Source organism: Pontitalea aquivivens (assembly GCF_046507575.1).
Classification (GTDB): Bacteria; Pseudomonadota; Alphaproteobacteria; order Rhodobacterales; family Rhodobacteraceae; genus Pontitalea; species Pontitalea aquivivens.
In genome coordinates this window covers 1-17,454 of sequence record NZ_JBKFEY010000024.1, presented here as the reverse complement: position 1 = coordinate 17,454, position 17,454 = coordinate 1, and the positions used below count along the sequence as shown (strand labels likewise).

Genomic DNA, 17,454 nt, shown 5'->3' with positions numbered 1-17,454 from the left:
TCAGATCCCCGTATATTCGAATTCGGCGGGACCGGCGGCAACCGGGTCGCGCAGCATCAGCATGAAAGCGTTGAACGTCGCCATCAGCGGATCGATCTTGGCCTTGCCGGCCACTTCCTTGGTGATCCGCACCGCGGACCCCTTGATCTCGGGCTTTGCATTGCCCACCGTCCAGGACATCAGACCCTGACCACAGTGCCGGAACGTGCCCTGTTTCAGCATCCGCTCAAGGCCCCAGATCGCGGGCGACAGCCGCCAATCCTGCCCGACGATCACCAGTTGCTCATAGGTGATGCCCTTGTTGAACATCTGGAACTGGATCGCGGCACTGTTCGTCGTGTCCACCCCGATCGCGCCCTGTTCGGGCAGCAGCCCCGCCGCCAGCAGCCGCGCCGCAGTTTCTGCCACCCGCGACACGTCACCTGACGTGTCACTGTCTTCGAGTTCGATCAGATCACCGTCCTCGACAAAGTTGCGCAGACGCCCCGCGATCTCTTTACGCTGATCGAACACCTCCGGATGGGCAAACGCCCGTGCCCAGTGCAACCAGCGCCCGGTTTCGCGGCAGCGCCCGATCACGGCCTCGGCGAAAAGGTCATCGAGCCCCCCGCCGTCCACGCCCTGGACGGCGACTTCGCTCCGCTCGATCAGCTCATCCAGCGTCAAACCCGTTTCGATGCAGTCTTCCCAATACTGCGCCCCGAGCCAGCCCGCCGACAGGCCCACGCCGATCTCGATGTTCAGATGCTGGCTGGCCCAGATCTGCTCGGTGTGCTTCGTCACCCTGCCGTTGTTTTCCCAGTCATCGACCAGCGCCTGTTCGTCGATCGAAAGCCCCAGGTTCGGCAACACCATGTGCCAGTGTTTGCGATCCCGCCAATAATCGGACTGCCGCTGCAGCTCGGCCGGGAACTCATACAGCATCGGCAGCATGATCGGGTTGCGCCCGCCCTGGCCGTCTCTGATCGCCCGCGCTTTCTCCAGCTCGATCTTCCAGATCCCCGCCGGCGCTTCGTCCGACTGGGTGGTGATCATCAGCACGCGCCCGCGTTGCTTGGTGATCCCACCGCCCCGGATCTGCTGCATGACAGCGGCGGCCTTGGCCTTCTTTCCCAGCTCGTGCAGTTCGTCGATAATTGTCAGCACCGGGATCTCGCCCGTAACGATCGAGGTGTCGAACGTCTTCACTTCCAGCTTTGTGCCGGTCTTGCGCCGCGTCACCGTTTTCAGGTGATCCTGAATCTGGAACAGCTGCTGCAGCAGCGGATCGAGCCGCACCATGCCCTGCGCCTGGTCAAAGCACCGTTCGCTGACGTTCTGCGACGGCCCCACCAGCAGCATCTGCCGGTTCGGGGCATCTTCCATATACAGCGCCGTCAACCCCAGCCCCGCCACATAGGTGGATTTGGAATTCTTCTTCGGCACCATGCACAGTGCTTCCCAGACCAGCGGCTGGTAGGTCTCGGGATCCTCCGATGCGATGAAGGCGCAAAGAAGATCTTTGAACCAATCGCCGCAGGCTTCCGCCATGGACGGGTTTCCGGGCACGTCCTGTAGCCGAAGCCGGCTGAAGAATGCCAGCGCCTTCGCGGCCCGCTCCTCGTTCAGCGGCACCTCGGCCATCGGCGGCAAGCCCGCCTGCAACCTGTCCCACCAGTCAGGGCAGGCAAAGCGGGGCATGCCGGGCAACATGCTACTGGCGACCACTGCGGTCGGCCTCTCGTGTCAGCTGCTCTAGCAGCGCCCGTTCCGCATCGGCCGCCTTGGCCTTGTCCAGGGCCTTCTTGCCGAGGCGATCCGCGGCGGCCGGGGCTTGGGTGGCCTTCTTGACCTCGCGCTCGGCTTCCATGCGGTCGTTTTTCTCGACCAACTGTTCAAGCAACCGCATCGCGCCCACGTTACCGGCAAAGGCTGCCTGCGCCGCCGTCAGTAGCTGCCGTGCCTTCAGCTGGTCGCGCGCCTGGTCGCGCACCGCCAGCTCGGATCTAAAATACCGTTTCAACGTCGGCACGCTGATCTTCAACCCGGTGCGCGGGTCCAGTATCGTGCCGGCGATCCGATCATTCGACCAGCCGCAAGCCAGCAACATGCTGACTTTAAAAGAGTTTTCTTCCGTCCACTCAAACGGCGGACGGCCACGCTTGCGCTTTACCCGATAGACCGGATCGCCCCAGAGGGTGAACCCGATCACATCGTCATGATTTTGCGGGTCGCCCACGAAAAAAATCTCCAGATGAGGGACAGCACCGGTCTAGCGCCGAGGGGGTCGGTAGAGATCAGACCCCCCCTCCCCTCCGCGCCGACAGGTCGATGCCCCGCGTTTGCGCTTCGGCCCGCTGCTTGGCGCCGTCATGGCACCGCTTGCACAGGCATTGCAGGTTGCCCTCATCCCAGAAGAGATCCACATCCCCGCGATGCGGGCGGATATGGTCCGCGACCAGCTGCGACGTATCCGCATGCGCGCCACCACATCGGCGACAGGTGAACAGATCGCGCACCAGCACCTGCCAGCGCAGCCGCTGCCATCGCGCCGTGCCATAAAGTGCCCGTAGAGGGTTGGCCGCCTTGCGCGCCCGATCATGTTCCCGTGCGCCCGATTGCAGATAGCCGACCAGCGACGGCAGCCGATGCGTGCCGTCGCGCAGCATCTTCAGACGCGCCATGGTTCCACCTGAGTTGAGGGCCAAATGCAGTGCGCCCGCCGGTCTGGTGACCTGCGGGCGCAACTGTAGATGATGGCAAGAAACATGCACGGCGCGGGGATAAGCGTCAATACCCTATTTTTCGGAATATCCCTGCATCCGGTCCAAAGCCTCGCAAATCCCAATGCGCAGGGCCTTTCGGTTCTTCCCGTCCACCTGCCAGCGGTGGTTCTTCAGGATAGCTGACAGGTCTTGACCATCGAGCAAAAGCGAATCAACCGCGATCAGCGCTCGGATCGGGCGGCGGGTGTTGCCCCGATCCATGTGGCGGCGCACATCCATGATCACGCCAGCACCCACCCTGGCGCGCAACCGATCAAGCCAGCGGCCCTGCTGGATGTAGCTGTCGATGAACAGGCCAGACCCAGCGCCACCACCGCCCTGCCCGGTTTCGACCGAGATGCACTTCATCCCCGACCCGGCCCGCCATTCCACCAGGTCGCGATAGGCACGCGCGACGGCGATCTGACCGGGCGTGAAGGGAGGAACAAAGGGAACATCATCACCCGTAGCCTCTTGCCGCGCACGATGGCGCTGCAGGGCCTGCGCGACCATGATCTCGGGCTGGGTCATGTCACGCAGGTGGACCCCGTCCAGCCGACGCGTGCCGCCCCGACCAACAACCCAGTTTTCCCGCACCAGAACCGGCCCACGCGCCGGGGCAACCGCTGCCCCGGTTCCATCCGGCGGGGCAGCCCCCTCGATAATCGCGGCGACCCGTTCCGCCTCTTTCATCCGCCGCACAGCACCCGCTGCCGTGTCAATCACGGTCGGCGTACGCTGGTCCAATTCTTTTAACCGCAGAGCTTTGCCACCACTTACCATATTTTGTTGCCCTACCCTCATTGGAAACCTCATCTTGTTTTCGCTTGTTCTTCTATGGGACGTGTGGGACGACCGGATAATTTTACGGGACGACAGAAGAGCCGGTCCCGAAATTGAAACGCATGTAATAACAACGCCTTGCGCGGATCATGGGACGTGTGGGACGTGTGGGACGACGATGCCACGCGTATCATGAGAAGCCACCACCCCAGACCCCGCTACAGATCAATACACACGCGCACCCGCGCGTTGTCGTCCCACACGTCCCACACGTCCCGTGACGCTGTTCAAGCCACTGATTTCGCAAACCTTCCCCCGTACCCCTAGTCACGGGACGACGTCCCATTCCGATGGCCCGCACGTCCCACACGTCCCGTGAACATGCGAAAGAGGGGTGCGGGGCGGCGTTAGGACAGGTCATCGTGCGGCCTCGCATTGCGACCAGATTGGAACGACTGATGGTTTTCGAACCGGCTCTTGAAGGGCTCAAGCAGGGCGATGCCGGCGTAATATGCGTCTGACGACTTGACCCGCGTGAACATCTGCCCACTGACAGGACTTCGCCACTTCCCCTGCTTGGCCGACAGGCTGTTGAAGATGGTGCGGTCCTTCCACGCCCCGCGCCCTGTCTCATCCAGCCAGAAGGCAAAGGCCTGCTGCAGGTCACGCGCCTTCATCTGGTGCGCTGTGTCGCCAGTGACCGCGCATATCTGGGTCAGGAAGCTCGCCAGCGGGTCACTGTCTTCGCGGTATTCATCCGTGGCAGAGATCACCCTGTCCGGTATCATCAGGCCGTGGGACAGGTATTGTTTCAATCCCTCGATCAGCCAGTTGAAGATGCCGTCGCGCTCTTCCCACAGCTTCTTGCCAAGGTCCGGATCGCGCTCATCCTTCGGGATCTGCACCTCGAACGGCACCAGAAGGACGCGGCGCCATATGCCGTCATCCCCGCCCCTGATTTCAGGGCGATGGTTCCCGCTGATCGTCAACTTGAAGAAGGGATAGACCCGAACAAAGTTCTCATTCAGTGACCGAACCATGATCGGTTCGCCCCCGGTCAGCTCCTTGATCAACCCCTCCTGCAGCTGCTGGCCCTGATCCGGCTCCGAGGTGCGGACAAACCGCGCCCCGATCAGCGGCACCAGGTCCGGCGTAGCGTCCCCGCCGCCGCGCCTGTTGCGCCCGGTGATGGACTCGATCTTGGCCGAGGCGGCATAGTCGCCAAAGATCTTGGCCATCAGATCGACCAGGACGGACTTGCCGTTGGCACCGCCGCCATAAAAGAAGGCGAAGACCTGCTCGACGTTCAGCCCGGTCATCGAATAGCCAAACCAGCGCTGCAGGAACTGCTGCATCTCGCGCGACGGCATGATCCTGTCCAGAAATGCCGTGAACTGCGGGCACGTTGCCTTCGGGTTCAGCCCCACAGGCATGACCTTGGTCAACAGTTGCGTTCGGTCATGATCAAGCCGTTCCACCTTGGCCACAGGCGGCGGCGCGTGCATGTCGCCCTCATCGACGCCCGGCTCTGTCCAGAACCGCAGGACACCGCCTTCGGTGTTGATCACCAGCGGATCTGCATCGAAATCATCCAGCGGTCGCGCAATGATCGCCGATGCCTCGGACATCATGTTGTTGATCCCGTTCGAATTGCCAGCGTTCTTGGCATGGGTCAGGCGGCGGCCAACGGCCTTGTCGCGCCGGTCCTTTATGTCCTGCGCCTGGCGGATCAGCTGCGCATGCGCGGCCATGATCTGGATCTGATCAGGGCTGCGGTCCTTCGCCGGTATCGCCCCCAACTCATCCAGTTCCGCCTGTGCAATTTCCGCCTCGGACAGGATCGCAAGATCCTTCTCCGGGATCGGCAGGTATTCCACCTCTGCCTCGATAAGCTCGGTCATCCGGTGGGCAAGCCGCCGCACGGCGATTCCGTCCGGATCACTCTCAAACCTCGTTTCCGCCCAGACAAACCACCCGACGCGGGCGACATGCTCCAGATCAGGGCCGAAATGTTCGACCAGGCGCTGTCCGTTGCCGTGGTCATTCAACGGCATATGAACACAGCGCGCTGCGGCGGGAAGATCGCCACCATCATCTGGTGGGGGTGCGGGGGCGCCTGGATCACCCTCGCCATCGAAACCGGGCCATCCATCCGGCCGACCATCGTCAGCGGCGCCATCATCGTCATGCACCAGCGTTGCCGCCTCAGTTGCCAGATCCTCGGGCAAGTCCACGTCTTCTGGCTGCGCCATCACGGCGCGCACCTGGTCAAGATTGCTGTCTACCATTTCAACCTCTGTCTTTGTCATTGGGGTGCGGGGCATTCGCCCCCCGCGCCCATCAGCACGTCATTCAGATCCACGCCGTCCCCGGCGTGAACGATCTGCCCCTTCAAACCGGGGCGCAGCGCCATGGCCCGGCGCAGGCCGGACAGCAGATGCGCCCGCGTCAGCCGCGGTTCACTGTCCCCGTCCATCACATAGATCAGCCGCTCCACCCCGGGCGGCGGCACAAAGGCTTGGTTGTCGCCCAGATCGGGGATGCCCGCGAACTTCAGGCCCTGCCCAAGCCTGCGCTGCCCGGCCATGTTTCCAAGGCTGATGCCCGCCCAATAGGCCGCCCCCGGGGGCGTGTCGGCCAGCAACGCGGTCAGCGTGGTTTCGATCCCCTCGCCCATGATCATGACCGGCGCAGGCGGTGTGAACCGGATCGCGCCGCCCTTGACCGACCCAAGCGATTTCTTGACCTTCAATGGTTCGCCAGAAACCGGATGCAGCACATGCGCCTTCCCCTTCGGCCGATCGAGGTCGAACCATGTGCGGTGCAGCCCCTGAAACTTCCCGTCCGGCCCCTGGATGGCCGCCAGCATGGCCGGGCCCCGATGCGCCTCGACCCATTGCCGATCGACCTGCACCATCAGGGCAAGCGCCGGATGAAACCGCAGGCTGCGCGGCAGGGATGGATAGTTGGCCTGGGCGATGCCTCGCGCCGCCAGATAATCATGCACCGGACTGCCCTGGGCGGGCAGCGCCTGTTGCCACAGGTCACGCGCCTCGCGCAGCGCCCGTGCACGCTCACGGGCAGATCGCTCCTCATTGCGACGGCGGTTCTCGGCGGCGCGGCGCTCACGTTCGCGCCGTTCCTCGGGGCTGATCCCCTCGGCCGGGCCGCAGAGCCAGTCCAGCGTCTCACGGAACCCGATCTCGCGGACGAACATCACCAGATTGATCACGCCGCCCTTGCCATCGCAGCGGCGGCACAGGAACACATTGTCCCGCAGATTGATGCCGAACCGATCACGCCCACCGCAGCGCGGACATGGCCCGATCAGCTCGGAGCCCGCGCGCGACAGGCCGGACAGTTCCAGCCGGTCCACCACGCTGGCCATGTCCATCGCCTGCGCCTCTGCCAGACGCGGATCGTCGCGCCAGCCCTGCCACATTGCATCACACCTGCGCGGCGACGATGGACCGCAGCACCTCGATCAGGCGCGACTGCTTCTCGAAGCTCACGCCGTCCGGGGTCAATGCGATAAAACGGGACTTTGCCTCGCGCTTCTCGATGCCCAGCTGATCGGCAATGATTTCCCAGGGCGTGCCCTTGGTGGCCTCCTCGACCAGTTCCAGATCGCGCGCCGACGTCCAGCCGCCCTTGTGCCCTACGGCATCCAGCACGGCGCTGACCTCATGCCACCACGCGGGGCGCACCACGCGGTCCTCAACCGGCTTCGGCGCGGGGGAAACAGCGGCCTTGACGGGCGCTTGCGCGGCGGCGTTGGTCTCGCGCAACTGTTCAGCATTTCTTGACACTTGCGGCGCCGGCTGCGCGTTGCGAGCCTCTGCACGGTTCAGAAGCAAGGCCACCGTCTGCACGCGCCGCCGAAGCTTGGCGGCGATCTCAGCCGCCCCGCTGCCCTGATCGACCATCTGCCAGATCGTCTGCTTTTCCTCATCGCTCAAAGGCCCGGTCACAAGACCGCCAGACGGGACGACGGCCGCCTTGGGCGCCTGCGGCTGAACAGCGTCCTGGTCTGGAATGTCCGCCGCATCCGCACCGCTGTCCGCCTTATGCGCTGCGGCTTCGGCATCCGGCTCATTCGCGACTGGATCAGCCGCACGACAAGGTTTTCCGGGCGCGTTGCGAACGAACAGTGGCGCTGCATCGGGCCGCCGATCCACGAGCTCGAACTCAACCGCGTCAGATCCGTCTTCAAGGTCAATCTGAACACGAACGCCGCACAGGAGGCGGTGTTCAGCGATGAAACTCACGATCGACCGCAGAGCGATAAATCGATCAGCTTGCAACGTGATCGCCGCCTCGCAACGATCCATCAGGTCATTCAGCATGTGCAGCGGGATCGAAGTTCCTTGATCAGCCGCGCCCTGGTCAAATTCCTTTGTCATTTACTCCCCCGTTTCAAGGATGCCACCGCCTGATCGACCGCCACTGCCAGCGCCCGCAGCTGATCGCCGTGACCTTCGGTCAGAAATTCGTTCATCAGCGCCCGCCCGCCGATCGGCGCACCGTCCGGCGCAAACCGATGCCAGATCACCTGCGCGCAGCTTTCGGCGACCAGAACCGTCGCCCACAGGTCGCCCACTGGCAGCGACACGCGCAGCGCCTCACGCACCGCCTCTGCCCGCGCGGCGGCCATCAGCATGCCACCCGCTTTCGCCACCAATCGGCAGGCATCCCACCGTCACGGTTTTCCGGCTTCATCGCGGCCGCACCCACCTCGGAAGCCGCCAGATCGGTCAATATCCGGTGGCGCAGGCCGATGATGGCGTTTCGCGTCTTGCCATAGCGGGGCGCCACCTGCAGCGCGGTCATTCCATGCCGATCCATCAGATCGAGGATTTCCAGCAGCTGCATGTCGGTCAAAGCGGATCTTGTGCGCGCCATCACATCACCACCGCAGCACGGGCCAGCACCAGGTCGCGGAAATCCAGCAGGCGTTGCGACGGCGGTGCAATGGCAACCCCATCCTGCATTCTCATCTCGCCGATCAGATCCTTCCCCAGCGCCATGGCATCCGCCTGCGCCTGCGCCCAGTCGCGCAGATCCGGCCGGGCGGTCAGCGCCGCCGCCAGATCTTCAACCACCTGCATGGCATCGGCCATCTCGATCCGAACCGTCATTGTCTCCTTCCCGGTCATGCGACGTTCCTCAGGCGAAATCACAAAAAGGACGCGACGGCGCGGAACCTAAAGCCGCAGCCGCCGCGCCAAGGGCCGCTCCACGCCACAGCGTGGACGGCAGGTTGCCCCGCGACTGGCAGTCGTTGCGGGACGCAGACACCATCATTCTCCGAACTGACTACAGGGCCTCTCAGCGCGCGTGCGAAACCGCGCAAAGACCGTGTCAACATGTTGACTGCCCAGGCGCAAACGGCCCAGATCGTGGGGTTGGAGGCGATTCGTTCCCGCGAACCGCCTCCGATTGCGACACCGCTCCGCACCAAAGCGGCACCACATGCGATCACCTGGGCCAAAACCCGGCGATCACCAGCAGCCATGAAGGAGGAAAACCCATGGCTACATGCAAGCACCCCAAGCATCGGGGCAGACATGTTTGACAAGCACACCTTAGACATTGCGTGCCCGCAGTGCGGCAACAGCGCGCGTCAGACCGTCGGATGGGTGAAGGCGAATGACGCATTTACCTGCGGAAAATGCAAAGCCATCGTTAGCCTGGACAAAGAGGACCTCCTCGCCGGTCTCGACAGCGCTCAGGAAAGCATCGACAGCCTCCGGGACACAATCCGCCGCCTTCGTTTTGGCAAATAGAGAGACCGCCTCCGAAAGGACGGCCTCGACTGCCGAAGTGTCAAACGCGACCAGGAGGCTCACGGTCACACCCCCGTATCGCTGGAAAATTCTTCCGGCCAGGCGCGTTGCGCCATCATCACCTTGTCGCCCGTGGGGCAGGAAAACCCATCGAACCAGTTGCAGGCCGTCTGAAAAGTGACCGAGAACATCACCGCGCAGGCCTCGCGCGTGCCGCAGCGCCGCGCCACCAGATCGGCCCAGAAAGCCGTCGCCTCATGCCGCGTGATCACGGGCGGGCAGCTGATCCGGCGCGCGGCACGCGCATCCCGCCCACGCCCGCCCAGGGGCGACAAGTCACGCCGATTGGCATGGGACATTTGACCGCGCGGCGCGGCATCGTCAGGATGACGGGAAGACACAAGACGCAAATTCCGGGTCATGACAGCACCTGATTGGAGGGATGGATGAAGAACGACGAACCGATGGCGAAAAACGCTCGCCTCGAAGCGCTGGAAGACGCCTTCGCCGAATTGCTGGTCTTGCTGGCGGCAGAAGACCCCGACCGCAGGCCGCGCTTCTTCGCGATGTTCAAGAAGATCGAAGAAGACTTCGAAGAACTTGAAAAGACCGAGGCCGCCGCCGCCACGAAAACTTTGTTCGAGGCCTTCCGGCGAGCATAGGCCCGGGTCACAGCTCGCACCCAGGCTCACTGGCGCAGACGTTCCGGGCTCTGATCAGCTTTGTAAGGTCGGGCCGCACCTCTTCCACGCGCCCGAAGCCGGACCATTCGGCAATCGCCGCGGCCTCACGCTCGTGCGCCGCAGCGGCGTCGGCGTGGGCCCGGTTCCGCTCGCACAGCGCCCTGCCCTCGGCCCAGTCTTGCAGGCCGATGGCAATGCCCAGGGCGTCGATCATGCGCTGGCAGGTCAGGCGCTGTTCCGGCGTCTCGGACCGCCGCAGCAAGTCCCACCATTCTCGCCGGGCAGCCACAGGGCCACGCGGCGTGCCGACGCCGACAAGGCACCGCGCGCTGGCGCGGGCCATGGCGGCGTCCACGGGATGCGCCAGTGCACCAAACTGCTCGGGCGAAATGTAGCGATCAAACGGATCAGAAGGGGTTTCAGGTGACATCAGGCAACGTCCTTGTGCGGAGGTATCAACAGGTCGGGCATCGGCGCGCCATCCGGCCAGTTTTCACGGAACCAATGCATTGCAGCATTATACCGGCGCGTAGTGAGATCAGCCCCGCCGCGGATTGCGGCGAGCTTCTTAGTGTCTCCAAAGACGCGGTAAGAAACCGTGGTGTCCTCGGTGAGGCCCGTCACAGCCTTGTAGGCGTCCGCGATCTTGATCAGGTTGTCGATGTCCAACATGCTCCCTTTATGCGGTTAAATAATCGCATGGTCAACGGTTATCTTACCGCTTTGGGCGAGCGCAACGATGCGGGATTATAACCGCATGAATTTGCAAGAAATCCTCGAACGCATAGACCTCTGCGAAGAACGTCTCGGCATCTCCGACAACGCACTTTCGTTGCAGGCCGGTATGTCGCGCGATGGCATCCGCAACTGGCGCCGTCGCGTCCAAGCCGGAGAGGAAGCCGCGGGCGCGAACATCTACGCCCTCTCGCGGATCGCCCGCGAACTGGACGTATCTGAGCTTTGGCTAATTCACGGCATTGGCGAGACCGAAGACGCATTGCGGCGCGCGCCAGCACCAAGCAAGCCGATCGAAGACAACATGATCGACGTCTACGACATCCGGGCCAGCGCCGGACACGGTGCCGTCATCGAAAGCGAAGAGGTGATCGAGCGGCTGTCCTTCCCGCCGGGCTACCTGGACCGCATCACCCGCACGCACCCTCGCCACCTGAAAATCATCGGGGTCAAGGGTGACAGCATGGAACCCACGCTGAAAGATGATGACGTGGTGATGCTGGACACCACCAAGACCAGCCTCGATTTCGACGGCTTGTTCGTGCTGCGCTGGGGCGATGCGCTGCACGTCAAGCGCGTCGGCCGCGCCGGCAACGGCAGCGTCAGCATCATTTCCGACAACAAGGCCATCTATCCGCCGATCGAGATGGCCCGCGCCGACATCCAGGTGATCGGCAAGGTGATCTGGATGGGCAAAAGGGCGTAACCAGATCATAACCAGAAAGGCGATCCAATGGCGAACAAGGACGACAATTCACCCAAGCCCATGCCGCAACCGCGGCAGATAGGCGACCCCCGGCGGATCGATGGCAGCGTCAGCCCCGGCGCAAGTCCAGATCGCGGGCAAGGCGGAAAGCCTGACCCGAAGGAATGATTACAAGACCCGCATGTTGACCTGGGCGATTTCAGACGCGGGGATATAACTTAGCCGAACGCCGTTTTCGGTGCGCATTCCCTGCGCCTTCCGGTCTTCGCCAGTGGCGCCGGGAAGGCGCTCCTCCTCGACCACCATCACCACAGATCCGTCGCCCCCAAGGATGAGCCCCTTGTGCGGGCCATCCAGATAGTCGTGGCGCTCATTCATGAAAAGAGTGCGCCCGTCTTTTGTCCGAACGCTCACCTGATTCACCTTAAGGTCGCGCCGCTGGATCAGCGTGTCCCAGGAGGTGGCCGCGCCGTCCTCGCCATGGACGCCCAGATCTTCCATCAGCCAGCCCCAGCCGCAACGCAAACCACTGCGCCAGACCACGCCCGCCACGATCGACGCCGCAGCCCCAAACGCTACCCCCAACGCCACATGAACCTGCGCCAGAAAATCGAAGGTGAAAAGCGCGGGAATGCCAAAAGCGAACGATATGAACACGGCATCCACCGCCGAATGCCCCCGGCGAAGCCCGGCATAGGCAATCATATAGGCCAGATAGCCAGCCCCTAACGCGACCTGCAATCCGACCGGCAAAAGCACCAGATCCTTCAAACCCATTCTCAATCTCCCTTGTCGCCATCCCATCAGAACCGGCGCGGCGCCGAACGTCCAGCCGAACCGCCACCCGCCCAGGCGGGGCTTTTTCATGCCAGCAGCACCACGCGCCAGCTATCCCGCCGGGTGATTCTGCCCGAACGCAGCGGGCGGCGCAAATCGTTTTGCGGTTTTCCTACCGCGTTTAGCTTGACTGCGGTTTTATTACCGCTTATTGTGACCCCTATCAACCCCGATAGGAGGCACTCATGCATACCAAGCCCTGCCCCTCCCCGTCGCGCGCGCTGCTCGACGTGACCCACGCATCCGCGATGCCGCCCGCCGCCGACCTGCAACATGCGTGGGCTAGCGCTGCCGCGGCGCGCGGGATGACGCTGCACCTGGAACGCTTGACGCCGGCCTATCTGGTAGCCGCCGAACCGCCGGCCCACAGCCATGCCGCGACCGGCGATTTCTTCCGCAGCATCGGCCAGATCGCCGGGGACGGACTTGGCGTCATGTCGCCCGAAGCCGCCGCCCGCATGCGCCGCCACATCGCCCGCATCCTGCATGGCGGCGACACGCCCGAGGATGCGGCATGAGCGACTGGATCGACTACGAACGCGCCCGGATGGCGCGCCAGGCCGATGCCCGTGCCTGTGACCTGCACGCCCCGGCGCGGCCCATGCCCCATCGGTCAGCGCATCTGCCCCCGATCGTGCCGCAGGCCGAACTGGACCGCCGCGCGGCGCTTGAATCCTACCGCCGCAGCCATTGGACCGCCGCCGTCGCGACTGCCTGCGGGGTCACCTGGACCGTGCTGTTGATCTGGATCGATCCGATCAAATGGTTCCTGTGATGGCACTCACAGACGCCCGGCTGCGCGCAATGGTGCGCAGCATGATCAGGGCCACCGGATGGCCGCTCAGCGCAGCCGTTGATGCCGTGGCCCAGAACATCGAGGCCACCCGCGAAACCCGTGACCGCCTGGAACAGCTGCACGGCCTCAACACCGACAGGGACTGACATGGAAAACCAGATCGAAGAAGACGACATCGCCATTCTGTGCATTCCGGTGGCGGACGAAAACCCGCGCCAATGGTCAGTGGGCGAACATACCGGCGCGCTGTTTTCCGAGGATGAGACCGAGAAATACACCGGCTGGACCGTGGTGATCGAGGTGCGATCCGAGGCCGAGGCGCGGATGATCGCCACCACCCTTTGCGAACACGTCGGCCCCGGCTGGGTCGGCTGGCCGCCCGAGGATGAACCCGACGCCGCCACAGGCCCTCTGCAATGACCGCGCAGGCACCGAAATCAGATCACCCCTGCGGGATCTGCGGCGCCACGCCCGCGCCCTTCGGCTTCCGTCTGCCCGGACTGATCCGCGACCTACCTGAACGACGCCGGGGCTACCTGTGGGCCTGCGCCAAACACCGCGCCGAGGCCGAAGAACGACAGGCCCGCGCCACCACGAACCCAGCCAACCGCTAGGCCTGTCGCGCCGCAGCCAACCGCCACCCCTCCAAATGGATTTGACTCATGTCCGACATCGAACTGATCCCGCTTTCGCGGCTCTACATCCACTCACTGAACAGCCGCAGCGAACCGCCGCCGCTGGAGATTGACCTGCTGGCGCAGTCGATCCAGCAGGCGGGCCTGTTGCAGAACCTCATGGGGTTCAAGGATTTCGAGGCGGGGTATGCCGACGCCAACGACCTGCAATCGGTGAAGATCGGCATCGTCGCCGGGGGTCGCCGCCTGCGCGCGCTCTGGCAGCTTTACCGCGACACCGATCCTGACATGGCAATCCCGGTGCGGATCACCGCGGATGCCGCCACCGCCGCCGAATGGGCCGGTACCGAAAACACTGCCCGCGCGGCATTGAACCCTGCGGATGAGGTGCGGGCCTACAGCACGATGCGCGCCAAGGGCGCCAGCCCAAACCAGATCGCCCGCGCCTTTGCCGTGCGCGAACAGCACGTCCTTGGGCGCCTGCGGCTGGCCATCCTGCCCGAACCTGCTCTGGACGCCCTGCGCACGGGCGACATCAGCCTTGACCAGGCCGCCGCCCTGACTGTGGCCGAGGATGACAAGCACGTCCTGACGTTGCTACCCACTATCATCGCCCGACAGAACGGCTACGGGCGCATGGGCCCCGATGCCATCCGCAACGCGCTGCGCCCGCAGGCCGTGCCCGTGAATGACCGCCGCGCGGTCTTCGTGGGCATCGACCTTTACAGCGCCTCGGGCGGGCGCATTCAGGCTGACCTGTTTTCTGACAGCACCGTCCTGCTGGACCCGGGCATCCTGGACGATCTCTTTGCCCGCCGCCTGGAAGAGGTTCGCGCCGAAATCGCGGCCGAAGGCTGGGCAAAGGTCGTGGCCTTCGCAGAGCCATGGCCGAACCATGAAGTGATGCTGAAGGCGGGCGAACGCCTGCGCCGCCATGCCGTTGATCTGCCGCCCGGCGATCAGGCGGAATATGACGCGCTGTCAGACGCCGCCGAGGACCGCGAGCTGACCGATGTCGAACTGCGCCGCCTGGACGAACTGGAAGACCGCCAGCGCGGCGATTACAGCGACGAAGACCGCGCCGCCGCGACCCTCTTCATTTTCGTCGATCGTGACGGCGCCCTGCGCCGCGAGGACGCTTTCCGCGCTGCCGATGCGGCGGACGGCCAGGAACCCGATGCAGGCACGACATCCAAGCCCGAAACCATCAGCGACAGCCTGCGCCAGGATCTGAACGCCATCGGCACGCTCGCCTTGCAAACGGCGCTGCTGGACCGGCCGGAACTGATGCTGGATCTGCTGGCCATGTCGCTGACGCGCGGCCTGACCTACAACCGCCCGCTGGCACTGGCACCGTCAGAACCGGCCATCGAACCCGCCAAGACCGATGACGGCGTGCGCGTCAGCGACCGGCTGGCCCAGGCAATCCCCGGCTATGACCGCACTGCGGAACCCACGCTGGACCTGTTGCAGGCGATCCAGACCGAGGGCAAGAAGGCGCGCAACGCGGCGATCACCGCTGCCCTCGCCCGCACCTTCCAGGCGGCGAACGCGGCCTTCGGGCGCGAACTTGCGGCCAGCCTTGGCGTGACGGCCCGCAGCGTCTGGACGCCCACGGCAGCCAACTTCTTCAGCCGGATGCCGGGCGGCATGCTGGATGACATCTGGGCGCAGCTGGTGCCCGAGGAACTGACCGAACCGTCCTTGCCCTTCCGCAACCTCAAGAAGGCGGAAAAGGCCTCGCGCCTGCATGACCTGTTCAACAGCGCCGACTTCCGCGAGACCCTTGGCATGTCGCGCGAACAGACCGCCCGCGTGGACGCATGGCTGCCCCCGCAGCTGCGCACGCCCGAAACGATCACCCCCGCCATCGGAACGAAGGAGACCGCTGATGCGTGACCAGCTGAAAGCCCACATTGTCGCCGTTCTTAAGGGGATAAGGCACTATGGCGTGGATGAAGCCGCCGATCTGCTGGCAGAAATCGGCGACGATCTTGCCGCAGGCAGCCGGCAGGATCTGTTCAACGGCGCGATCCTGGACGGCATCCGCTGGGGCTACGCCGCCGCCGTGCAGGTCGAGATGGGCGGCGGAGCCATGCTGCGCGCGATCATGCCGGGCGGCGTGGGGATCACCCACCAGTGGCTGCGCGAATCCGACGCGCAGCCGCAAGTCCGCGCAGCGCTGGCAGGGATGCACACTGCGCGCATGACCACCGACAACGCCGGGGAGGATTCCTGATGGAGCCCCGAAAACTCACCGCTCTTACAGCCGCAATGATGATCGCGAACATGACCCCAGAGGATCAAAGCCTGCACTACGCGAAGGGCTCACATAATCGCGAGAAACCAGCCAAGGCAAAGAAATGTCGGGCCAAAGTGAAGGCGGCGCGAAAGGCGAACAAACGTAGGGGCGCGGTGAAATGACAAAGCGCGCCACCTTCACCGATGCCCAAGTGAGCAAAGCCGAACGCCTCGCCATGGCTGGCCTGCGCGTCACGTTGCAGCGTGGCGATGTCACGATGATTGTCGAGCCGCCCGCATCCGTGCCAGCATCCAGACCGGAATCAGATGTGGACAGGTGGATGCGGGAAAATGGCTATGATCAGGGTTAAGGGCATCAACCGCATCCGCCGCACGCTCGCCGACGGCACGATCCGCGAATACCACTATGCCAGCCGCGAACGCGGCGCCGCCCCGTTCTGGAACAGCGGTATGTCCTATGGCGTCGGGTCGCCCGAATACCTCGCCGCTCTGGCCGCAGCCCGCCCGGTGGCGCAAATGGCGCGCGGTCTCTTCCGCGAACTGATCATCGAATTCATGGGGTCACAGGACTTCACTCGCCTTGCAGACCGAACGCAGCGCGACATGCGGATATCGATCCAGCACCCGAAGAACGGCATCGACGCAAAGTTCGGATCGGGCCCGCGCGCCGTATTTGACGATCCGCGCATCCGTGGCATCGTGCTGAAGTGGCGTGACGACATCGGCGGCAAGGTGGGCGATGACCGCATGCGCCACCTGCAGCGGATCGTCGGCTGGGCGGTGGACCGCACCTATTTGCGCCACAACCACCTGCAGCGGATGAAATCCATCTATCGATCGAACCGCGCCGATGTGTTCTGGCTGGATGATGAGATTGAGGCCTTCGAAACCGGCGCCCCCGCCCATGTGGCCCGAATCGTGGTTGCCGCTTGCGAAACCGGCCTGCGCCCAGGCGATCTGGCACGCCTGTCCCGCGAACACATCCACCCCACGCCGGGCGGCCGCAGAATCGTGATGTGGACCGCCAAGCGCAAGCGGCTGGCCTCGATCCCAGTCACGGCCCGGATGGCCGCCCTGATCGACGCCACGCAGGGCGACAGGATCATCACGAACAAGGGCGGCGAACCCTATACCCACGAAAACTACCTGGGCGATGCTGTCAGCGCATGGCGCGACCGCCTGAAGCTGCGGCCCGAGCTGCGCCTGTATGATGCCCGCGGCACCGCCGCCACCCGCCTGCTGTGGGCCGGGGCCGATCTGAAGGAAATCGCCGTGCATATGGGATGGAGCCTGAAGCATGCATCCGAGGTGATCGAACGCTATGCCGCCCTGTCACCAGGCATGTCTGATGGCCTGCTCGCGAAGCTGGAAAGGGTCAGACGGTGAACAGGTTTGCAAAACAAACTGCAAAACGGACACCTGTCTATCCGCCTAAGTGATGGTCGGGGCGAGAAGATTCGAACTTCCGACCTACGGTACCCAAAACC

General features: G+C 64.1%; 27 protein-coding genes. 13 read left to right on the top strand and 14 right to left on the bottom strand.

Annotation, left to right across the window (positions count from 1 at the left end):
* The 10 genes from ACK8OU_RS16770 to ACK8OU_RS16725 form a co-directional block, all read right to left on the bottom strand.
* The gene (locus ACK8OU_RS16770) at positions 1–1,692 is read right to left on the bottom strand and encodes a terminase large subunit domain-containing protein (RefSeq protein WP_410304563.1); all 1,692 of its coding nucleotides are present in this window, start codon (positions 1,690–1,692) and stop codon (positions 1–3) included.
* A 1-nt stretch (position 1,693) separates the two neighbouring features.
* Entirely contained in the window at positions 1,694–2,218 is a 525-nt protein-coding gene (locus tag ACK8OU_RS16765; protein WP_410304562.1) for a hypothetical protein, read from the bottom strand.
* Between the two features lie 58 nt (positions 2,219–2,276).
* On the bottom strand, positions 2,277–2,663 hold the full coding sequence (locus tag ACK8OU_RS16760; RefSeq protein WP_410304561.1) for an HNH endonuclease: 387 nt from the start codon (positions 2,661–2,663) through the stop codon (positions 2,277–2,279).
* A gap of 114 nt (positions 2,664–2,777) precedes the next feature.
* Positions 2,778–3,470, bottom strand: a complete 693-nt coding sequence (locus ACK8OU_RS16755) for a hypothetical protein (protein ID WP_410304560.1) — start codon at positions 3,468–3,470, stop codon at positions 2,778–2,780.
* Positions 3,471–3,934: 464 nt separating this feature from the next.
* Complete coding sequence (locus tag ACK8OU_RS16750) at positions 3,935–5,836, bottom strand: DNA primase family protein (protein ID WP_410304559.1); 1,902 nt, start codon at positions 5,834–5,836, stop codon at positions 3,935–3,937.
* Entirely contained in the window at positions 5,833–6,969 is a 1,137-nt protein-coding gene (locus ACK8OU_RS16745) for a DUF7146 domain-containing protein (RefSeq protein WP_410304558.1), read from the bottom strand. Before ACK8OU_RS16745 ends, ACK8OU_RS16750 begins: the two co-directional genes overlap by 4 nt.
* A gap of 4 nt (positions 6,970–6,973) precedes the next feature.
* On the bottom strand, positions 6,974–7,930 hold the full coding sequence (locus ACK8OU_RS16740; RefSeq protein WP_410304557.1) for a hypothetical protein: 957 nt from the start codon (positions 7,928–7,930) through the stop codon (positions 6,974–6,976).
* The gene (locus ACK8OU_RS16735; protein ID WP_410304556.1) at positions 7,927–8,187 is read right to left on the bottom strand and encodes a hypothetical protein; all 261 of its coding nucleotides are present in this window, start codon (positions 8,185–8,187) and stop codon (positions 7,927–7,929) included. The genes ACK8OU_RS16740 and ACK8OU_RS16735 overlap by 4 nt, the downstream gene beginning before the upstream one ends.
* Positions 8,181–8,429 (bottom strand): hypothetical protein, encoded by a 249-nt coding sequence (locus tag ACK8OU_RS16730; RefSeq protein ID WP_410304555.1) that lies wholly within the window; start codon positions 8,427–8,429, stop codon positions 8,181–8,183. The genes ACK8OU_RS16735 and ACK8OU_RS16730 overlap by 7 nt, the downstream gene beginning before the upstream one ends.
* The gene (locus ACK8OU_RS16725) at positions 8,429–8,683 is read right to left on the bottom strand and encodes a hypothetical protein (RefSeq protein ID WP_410304554.1); all 255 of its coding nucleotides are present in this window, start codon (positions 8,681–8,683) and stop codon (positions 8,429–8,431) included. The genes ACK8OU_RS16730 and ACK8OU_RS16725 overlap by 1 nt, the downstream gene beginning before the upstream one ends.
* Positions 8,684–9,094: 411 nt before the next feature.
* On the opposite strand from ACK8OU_RS16725, the gene ACK8OU_RS16720 reads away from it, so the two are divergent.
* The gene (locus ACK8OU_RS16720) at positions 9,095–9,313 is read left to right on the top strand and encodes a hypothetical protein (protein ID WP_410304553.1); all 219 of its coding nucleotides are present in this window, start codon (positions 9,095–9,097) and stop codon (positions 9,311–9,313) included.
* A 65-nt stretch (positions 9,314–9,378) separates the two neighbouring features.
* Here ACK8OU_RS16720 and ACK8OU_RS16715 read toward each other — a convergent pair whose 3' ends face one another.
* Complete coding sequence (locus ACK8OU_RS16715; RefSeq protein WP_410304552.1) at positions 9,379–9,672, bottom strand: hypothetical protein; 294 nt, start codon at positions 9,670–9,672, stop codon at positions 9,379–9,381.
* Between the two features lie 87 nt (positions 9,673–9,759).
* Here ACK8OU_RS16715 and ACK8OU_RS16710 point away from each other — a divergent pair, with 87 nt between their 5' ends.
* Entirely contained in the window at positions 9,760–9,975 is a 216-nt protein-coding gene (locus tag ACK8OU_RS16710) for a hypothetical protein (RefSeq protein WP_410304551.1), read from the top strand.
* A gap of 7 nt (positions 9,976–9,982) precedes the next feature.
* Here the strand turns inward: ACK8OU_RS16710 and ACK8OU_RS16705 are convergent, their stop codons facing one another.
* A complete protein-coding gene (locus tag ACK8OU_RS16705) occupies positions 9,983–10,426 on the bottom strand; it encodes a hypothetical protein (RefSeq protein ID WP_410304550.1) in 444 nt (147 codons plus the stop codon).
* Positions 10,426–10,665, bottom strand: a complete 240-nt coding sequence (locus ACK8OU_RS16700) for a hypothetical protein (RefSeq protein ID WP_410304549.1) — start codon at positions 10,663–10,665, stop codon at positions 10,426–10,428. Before ACK8OU_RS16700 ends, ACK8OU_RS16705 begins: the two co-directional genes overlap by 1 nt.
* A gap of 88 nt (positions 10,666–10,753) precedes the next feature.
* Here ACK8OU_RS16700 and ACK8OU_RS16695 point away from each other — a divergent pair, with 88 nt between their 5' ends.
* Positions 10,754–11,437 carry a S24 family peptidase gene (locus tag ACK8OU_RS16695; protein WP_410304548.1) on the top strand — a complete coding sequence of 228 codons (684 nt, stop codon included), beginning with the start codon at positions 10,754–10,756 and terminating at the stop codon, positions 11,435–11,437.
* 168 nt (positions 11,438–11,605) lie between these two features.
* On the opposite strand, the gene ACK8OU_RS16690 is transcribed toward ACK8OU_RS16695, so the two are convergent.
* Positions 11,606–12,208 (bottom strand): hypothetical protein, encoded by a 603-nt coding sequence (locus ACK8OU_RS16690; protein WP_410304547.1) that lies wholly within the window; start codon positions 12,206–12,208, stop codon positions 11,606–11,608.
* Between the two features lie 251 nt (positions 12,209–12,459).
* Between ACK8OU_RS16690 and ACK8OU_RS16685 the strand changes: the two genes are divergently transcribed.
* The 10 genes from ACK8OU_RS16685 to ACK8OU_RS16640 are packed head-to-tail and all read left to right on the top strand — an operon-like array spanning position 12,460 to position 17,353.
* Positions 12,460–12,792: a hypothetical protein gene (locus tag ACK8OU_RS16685; protein WP_410304546.1), complete on the top strand. Its 333-nt coding sequence runs from the start codon at positions 12,460–12,462 to the stop codon at positions 12,790–12,792.
* Positions 12,789–13,049 (top strand): hypothetical protein, encoded by a 261-nt coding sequence (locus tag ACK8OU_RS16680; RefSeq protein ID WP_410304545.1) that lies wholly within the window; start codon positions 12,789–12,791, stop codon positions 13,047–13,049. Before ACK8OU_RS16685 ends, ACK8OU_RS16680 begins: the two co-directional genes overlap by 4 nt.
* The gene (locus ACK8OU_RS16675) at positions 13,049–13,216 is read left to right on the top strand and encodes a hypothetical protein (RefSeq protein ID WP_410304544.1); all 168 of its coding nucleotides are present in this window, start codon (positions 13,049–13,051) and stop codon (positions 13,214–13,216) included. The genes ACK8OU_RS16680 and ACK8OU_RS16675 overlap by 1 nt, the downstream gene beginning before the upstream one ends.
* A 1-nt stretch (position 13,217) precedes the next feature.
* Positions 13,218–13,490: a hypothetical protein gene (locus tag ACK8OU_RS16670; protein ID WP_410304543.1), complete on the top strand. Its 273-nt coding sequence runs from the start codon at positions 13,218–13,220 to the stop codon at positions 13,488–13,490.
* The gene (locus ACK8OU_RS16665; RefSeq protein WP_410304542.1) at positions 13,487–13,684 is read left to right on the top strand and encodes a hypothetical protein; all 198 of its coding nucleotides are present in this window, start codon (positions 13,487–13,489) and stop codon (positions 13,682–13,684) included. The genes ACK8OU_RS16670 and ACK8OU_RS16665 overlap by 4 nt, the downstream gene beginning before the upstream one ends.
* Positions 13,685–13,732: 48 nt before the next feature.
* Positions 13,733–15,604 (top strand): ParB/RepB/Spo0J family partition protein, encoded by a 1,872-nt coding sequence (locus ACK8OU_RS16660; protein ID WP_410304541.1) that lies wholly within the window; start codon positions 13,733–13,735, stop codon positions 15,602–15,604.
* Complete coding sequence (locus tag ACK8OU_RS16655) at positions 15,597–15,944, top strand: hypothetical protein (RefSeq protein ID WP_410304540.1); 348 nt, start codon at positions 15,597–15,599, stop codon at positions 15,942–15,944. The genes ACK8OU_RS16660 and ACK8OU_RS16655 overlap by 8 nt, the downstream gene beginning before the upstream one ends.
* A 35-nt stretch (positions 15,945–15,979) precedes the next feature.
* Positions 15,980–16,129: a hypothetical protein gene (locus tag ACK8OU_RS16650; RefSeq protein WP_410304539.1), complete on the top strand. Its 150-nt coding sequence runs from the start codon at positions 15,980–15,982 to the stop codon at positions 16,127–16,129.
* On the top strand, positions 16,126–16,317 hold the full coding sequence (locus tag ACK8OU_RS16645) for a hypothetical protein (protein WP_410304538.1): 192 nt from the start codon (positions 16,126–16,128) through the stop codon (positions 16,315–16,317). Before ACK8OU_RS16650 ends, ACK8OU_RS16645 begins: the two co-directional genes overlap by 4 nt.
* The gene (locus ACK8OU_RS16640) at positions 16,304–17,353 is read left to right on the top strand and encodes a tyrosine-type recombinase/integrase (protein ID WP_410304537.1); all 1,050 of its coding nucleotides are present in this window, start codon (positions 16,304–16,306) and stop codon (positions 17,351–17,353) included. The genes ACK8OU_RS16645 and ACK8OU_RS16640 overlap by 14 nt, the downstream gene beginning before the upstream one ends.
* Positions 17,354–17,454: the final 101 nt, after the last annotated feature.

Excerpts from the sequence above, each read along its gene's own strand:
- ACK8OU_RS16715 (WP_410304552.1), bottom strand. The coding sequence starts at position 9,672 with ATGTCCCATGCCAATCGGCGTGACTTGTCGCCCCTGGGCGGGCGTGGG.
- ACK8OU_RS16670 (WP_410304543.1), top strand. The coding sequence starts at position 13,218 with ATGGAAAACCAGATCGAAGAAGACGACATCGCCATTCTGTGCATTCCG.
- ACK8OU_RS16685 (WP_410304546.1), top strand. The coding sequence starts at position 12,460 with ATGCATACCAAGCCCTGCCCCTCCCCGTCGCGCGCGCTGCTCGACGTG.
- ACK8OU_RS16650 (WP_410304539.1), top strand. The coding sequence starts at position 15,980 with ATGATGATCGCGAACATGACCCCAGAGGATCAAAGCCTGCACTACGCG.
- ACK8OU_RS16665 (WP_410304542.1), top strand. The coding sequence starts at position 13,487 with ATGACCGCGCAGGCACCGAAATCAGATCACCCCTGCGGGATCTGCGGC.
- ACK8OU_RS16730 (WP_410304555.1), bottom strand. The coding sequence starts at position 8,429 with ATGGCGCGCACAAGATCCGCTTTGACCGACATGCAGCTGCTGGAAATC.
- ACK8OU_RS16675 (WP_410304544.1), top strand. The coding sequence starts at position 13,049 with ATGGCACTCACAGACGCCCGGCTGCGCGCAATGGTGCGCAGCATGATC.
- ACK8OU_RS16740 (WP_410304557.1), bottom strand. The coding sequence starts at position 7,930 with ATGACAAAGGAATTTGACCAGGGCGCGGCTGATCAAGGAACTTCGATC.
- ACK8OU_RS16640 (WP_410304537.1), top strand. The coding sequence starts at position 16,304 with ATGATCAGGGTTAAGGGCATCAACCGCATCCGCCGCACGCTCGCCGAC.
- ACK8OU_RS16655 (WP_410304540.1), top strand. The coding sequence starts at position 15,597 with ATGCGTGACCAGCTGAAAGCCCACATTGTCGCCGTTCTTAAGGGGATA.
- ACK8OU_RS16680 (WP_410304545.1), top strand. The coding sequence starts at position 12,789 with ATGAGCGACTGGATCGACTACGAACGCGCCCGGATGGCGCGCCAGGCC.
- ACK8OU_RS16725 (WP_410304554.1), bottom strand. The coding sequence starts at position 8,683 with ATGACCGGGAAGGAGACAATGACGGTTCGGATCGAGATGGCCGATGCC.
- ACK8OU_RS16750 (WP_410304559.1), bottom strand. The coding sequence starts at position 5,836 with ATGACAAAGACAGAGGTTGAAATGGTAGACAGCAATCTTGACCAGGTG.
- ACK8OU_RS16745 (WP_410304558.1), bottom strand. The coding sequence starts at position 6,969 with ATGTGGCAGGGCTGGCGCGACGATCCGCGTCTGGCAGAGGCGCAGGCG.
- ACK8OU_RS16720 (WP_410304553.1), top strand. The coding sequence starts at position 9,095 with ATGTTTGACAAGCACACCTTAGACATTGCGTGCCCGCAGTGCGGCAAC.
- ACK8OU_RS16710 (WP_410304551.1), top strand. The coding sequence starts at position 9,760 with ATGAAGAACGACGAACCGATGGCGAAAAACGCTCGCCTCGAAGCGCTG.
- ACK8OU_RS16705 (WP_410304550.1), bottom strand. The coding sequence starts at position 10,426 with ATGTCACCTGAAACCCCTTCTGATCCGTTTGATCGCTACATTTCGCCC.
- ACK8OU_RS16660 (WP_410304541.1), top strand. The coding sequence starts at position 13,733 with ATGTCCGACATCGAACTGATCCCGCTTTCGCGGCTCTACATCCACTCA.
- ACK8OU_RS16695 (WP_410304548.1), top strand. The coding sequence starts at position 10,754 with ATGAATTTGCAAGAAATCCTCGAACGCATAGACCTCTGCGAAGAACGT.
- ACK8OU_RS16735 (WP_410304556.1), bottom strand. The coding sequence starts at position 8,187 with ATGCTGATGGCCGCCGCGCGGGCAGAGGCGGTGCGTGAGGCGCTGCGC.
- ACK8OU_RS16645 (WP_410304538.1), top strand. The coding sequence starts at position 16,126 with ATGACAAAGCGCGCCACCTTCACCGATGCCCAAGTGAGCAAAGCCGAA.
- ACK8OU_RS16760 (WP_410304561.1), bottom strand. The coding sequence starts at position 2,663 with ATGGCGCGTCTGAAGATGCTGCGCGACGGCACGCATCGGCTGCCGTCG.
- ACK8OU_RS16770 (WP_410304563.1), bottom strand. The coding sequence starts at position 1,692 with ATGTTGCCCGGCATGCCCCGCTTTGCCTGCCCTGACTGGTGGGACAGG.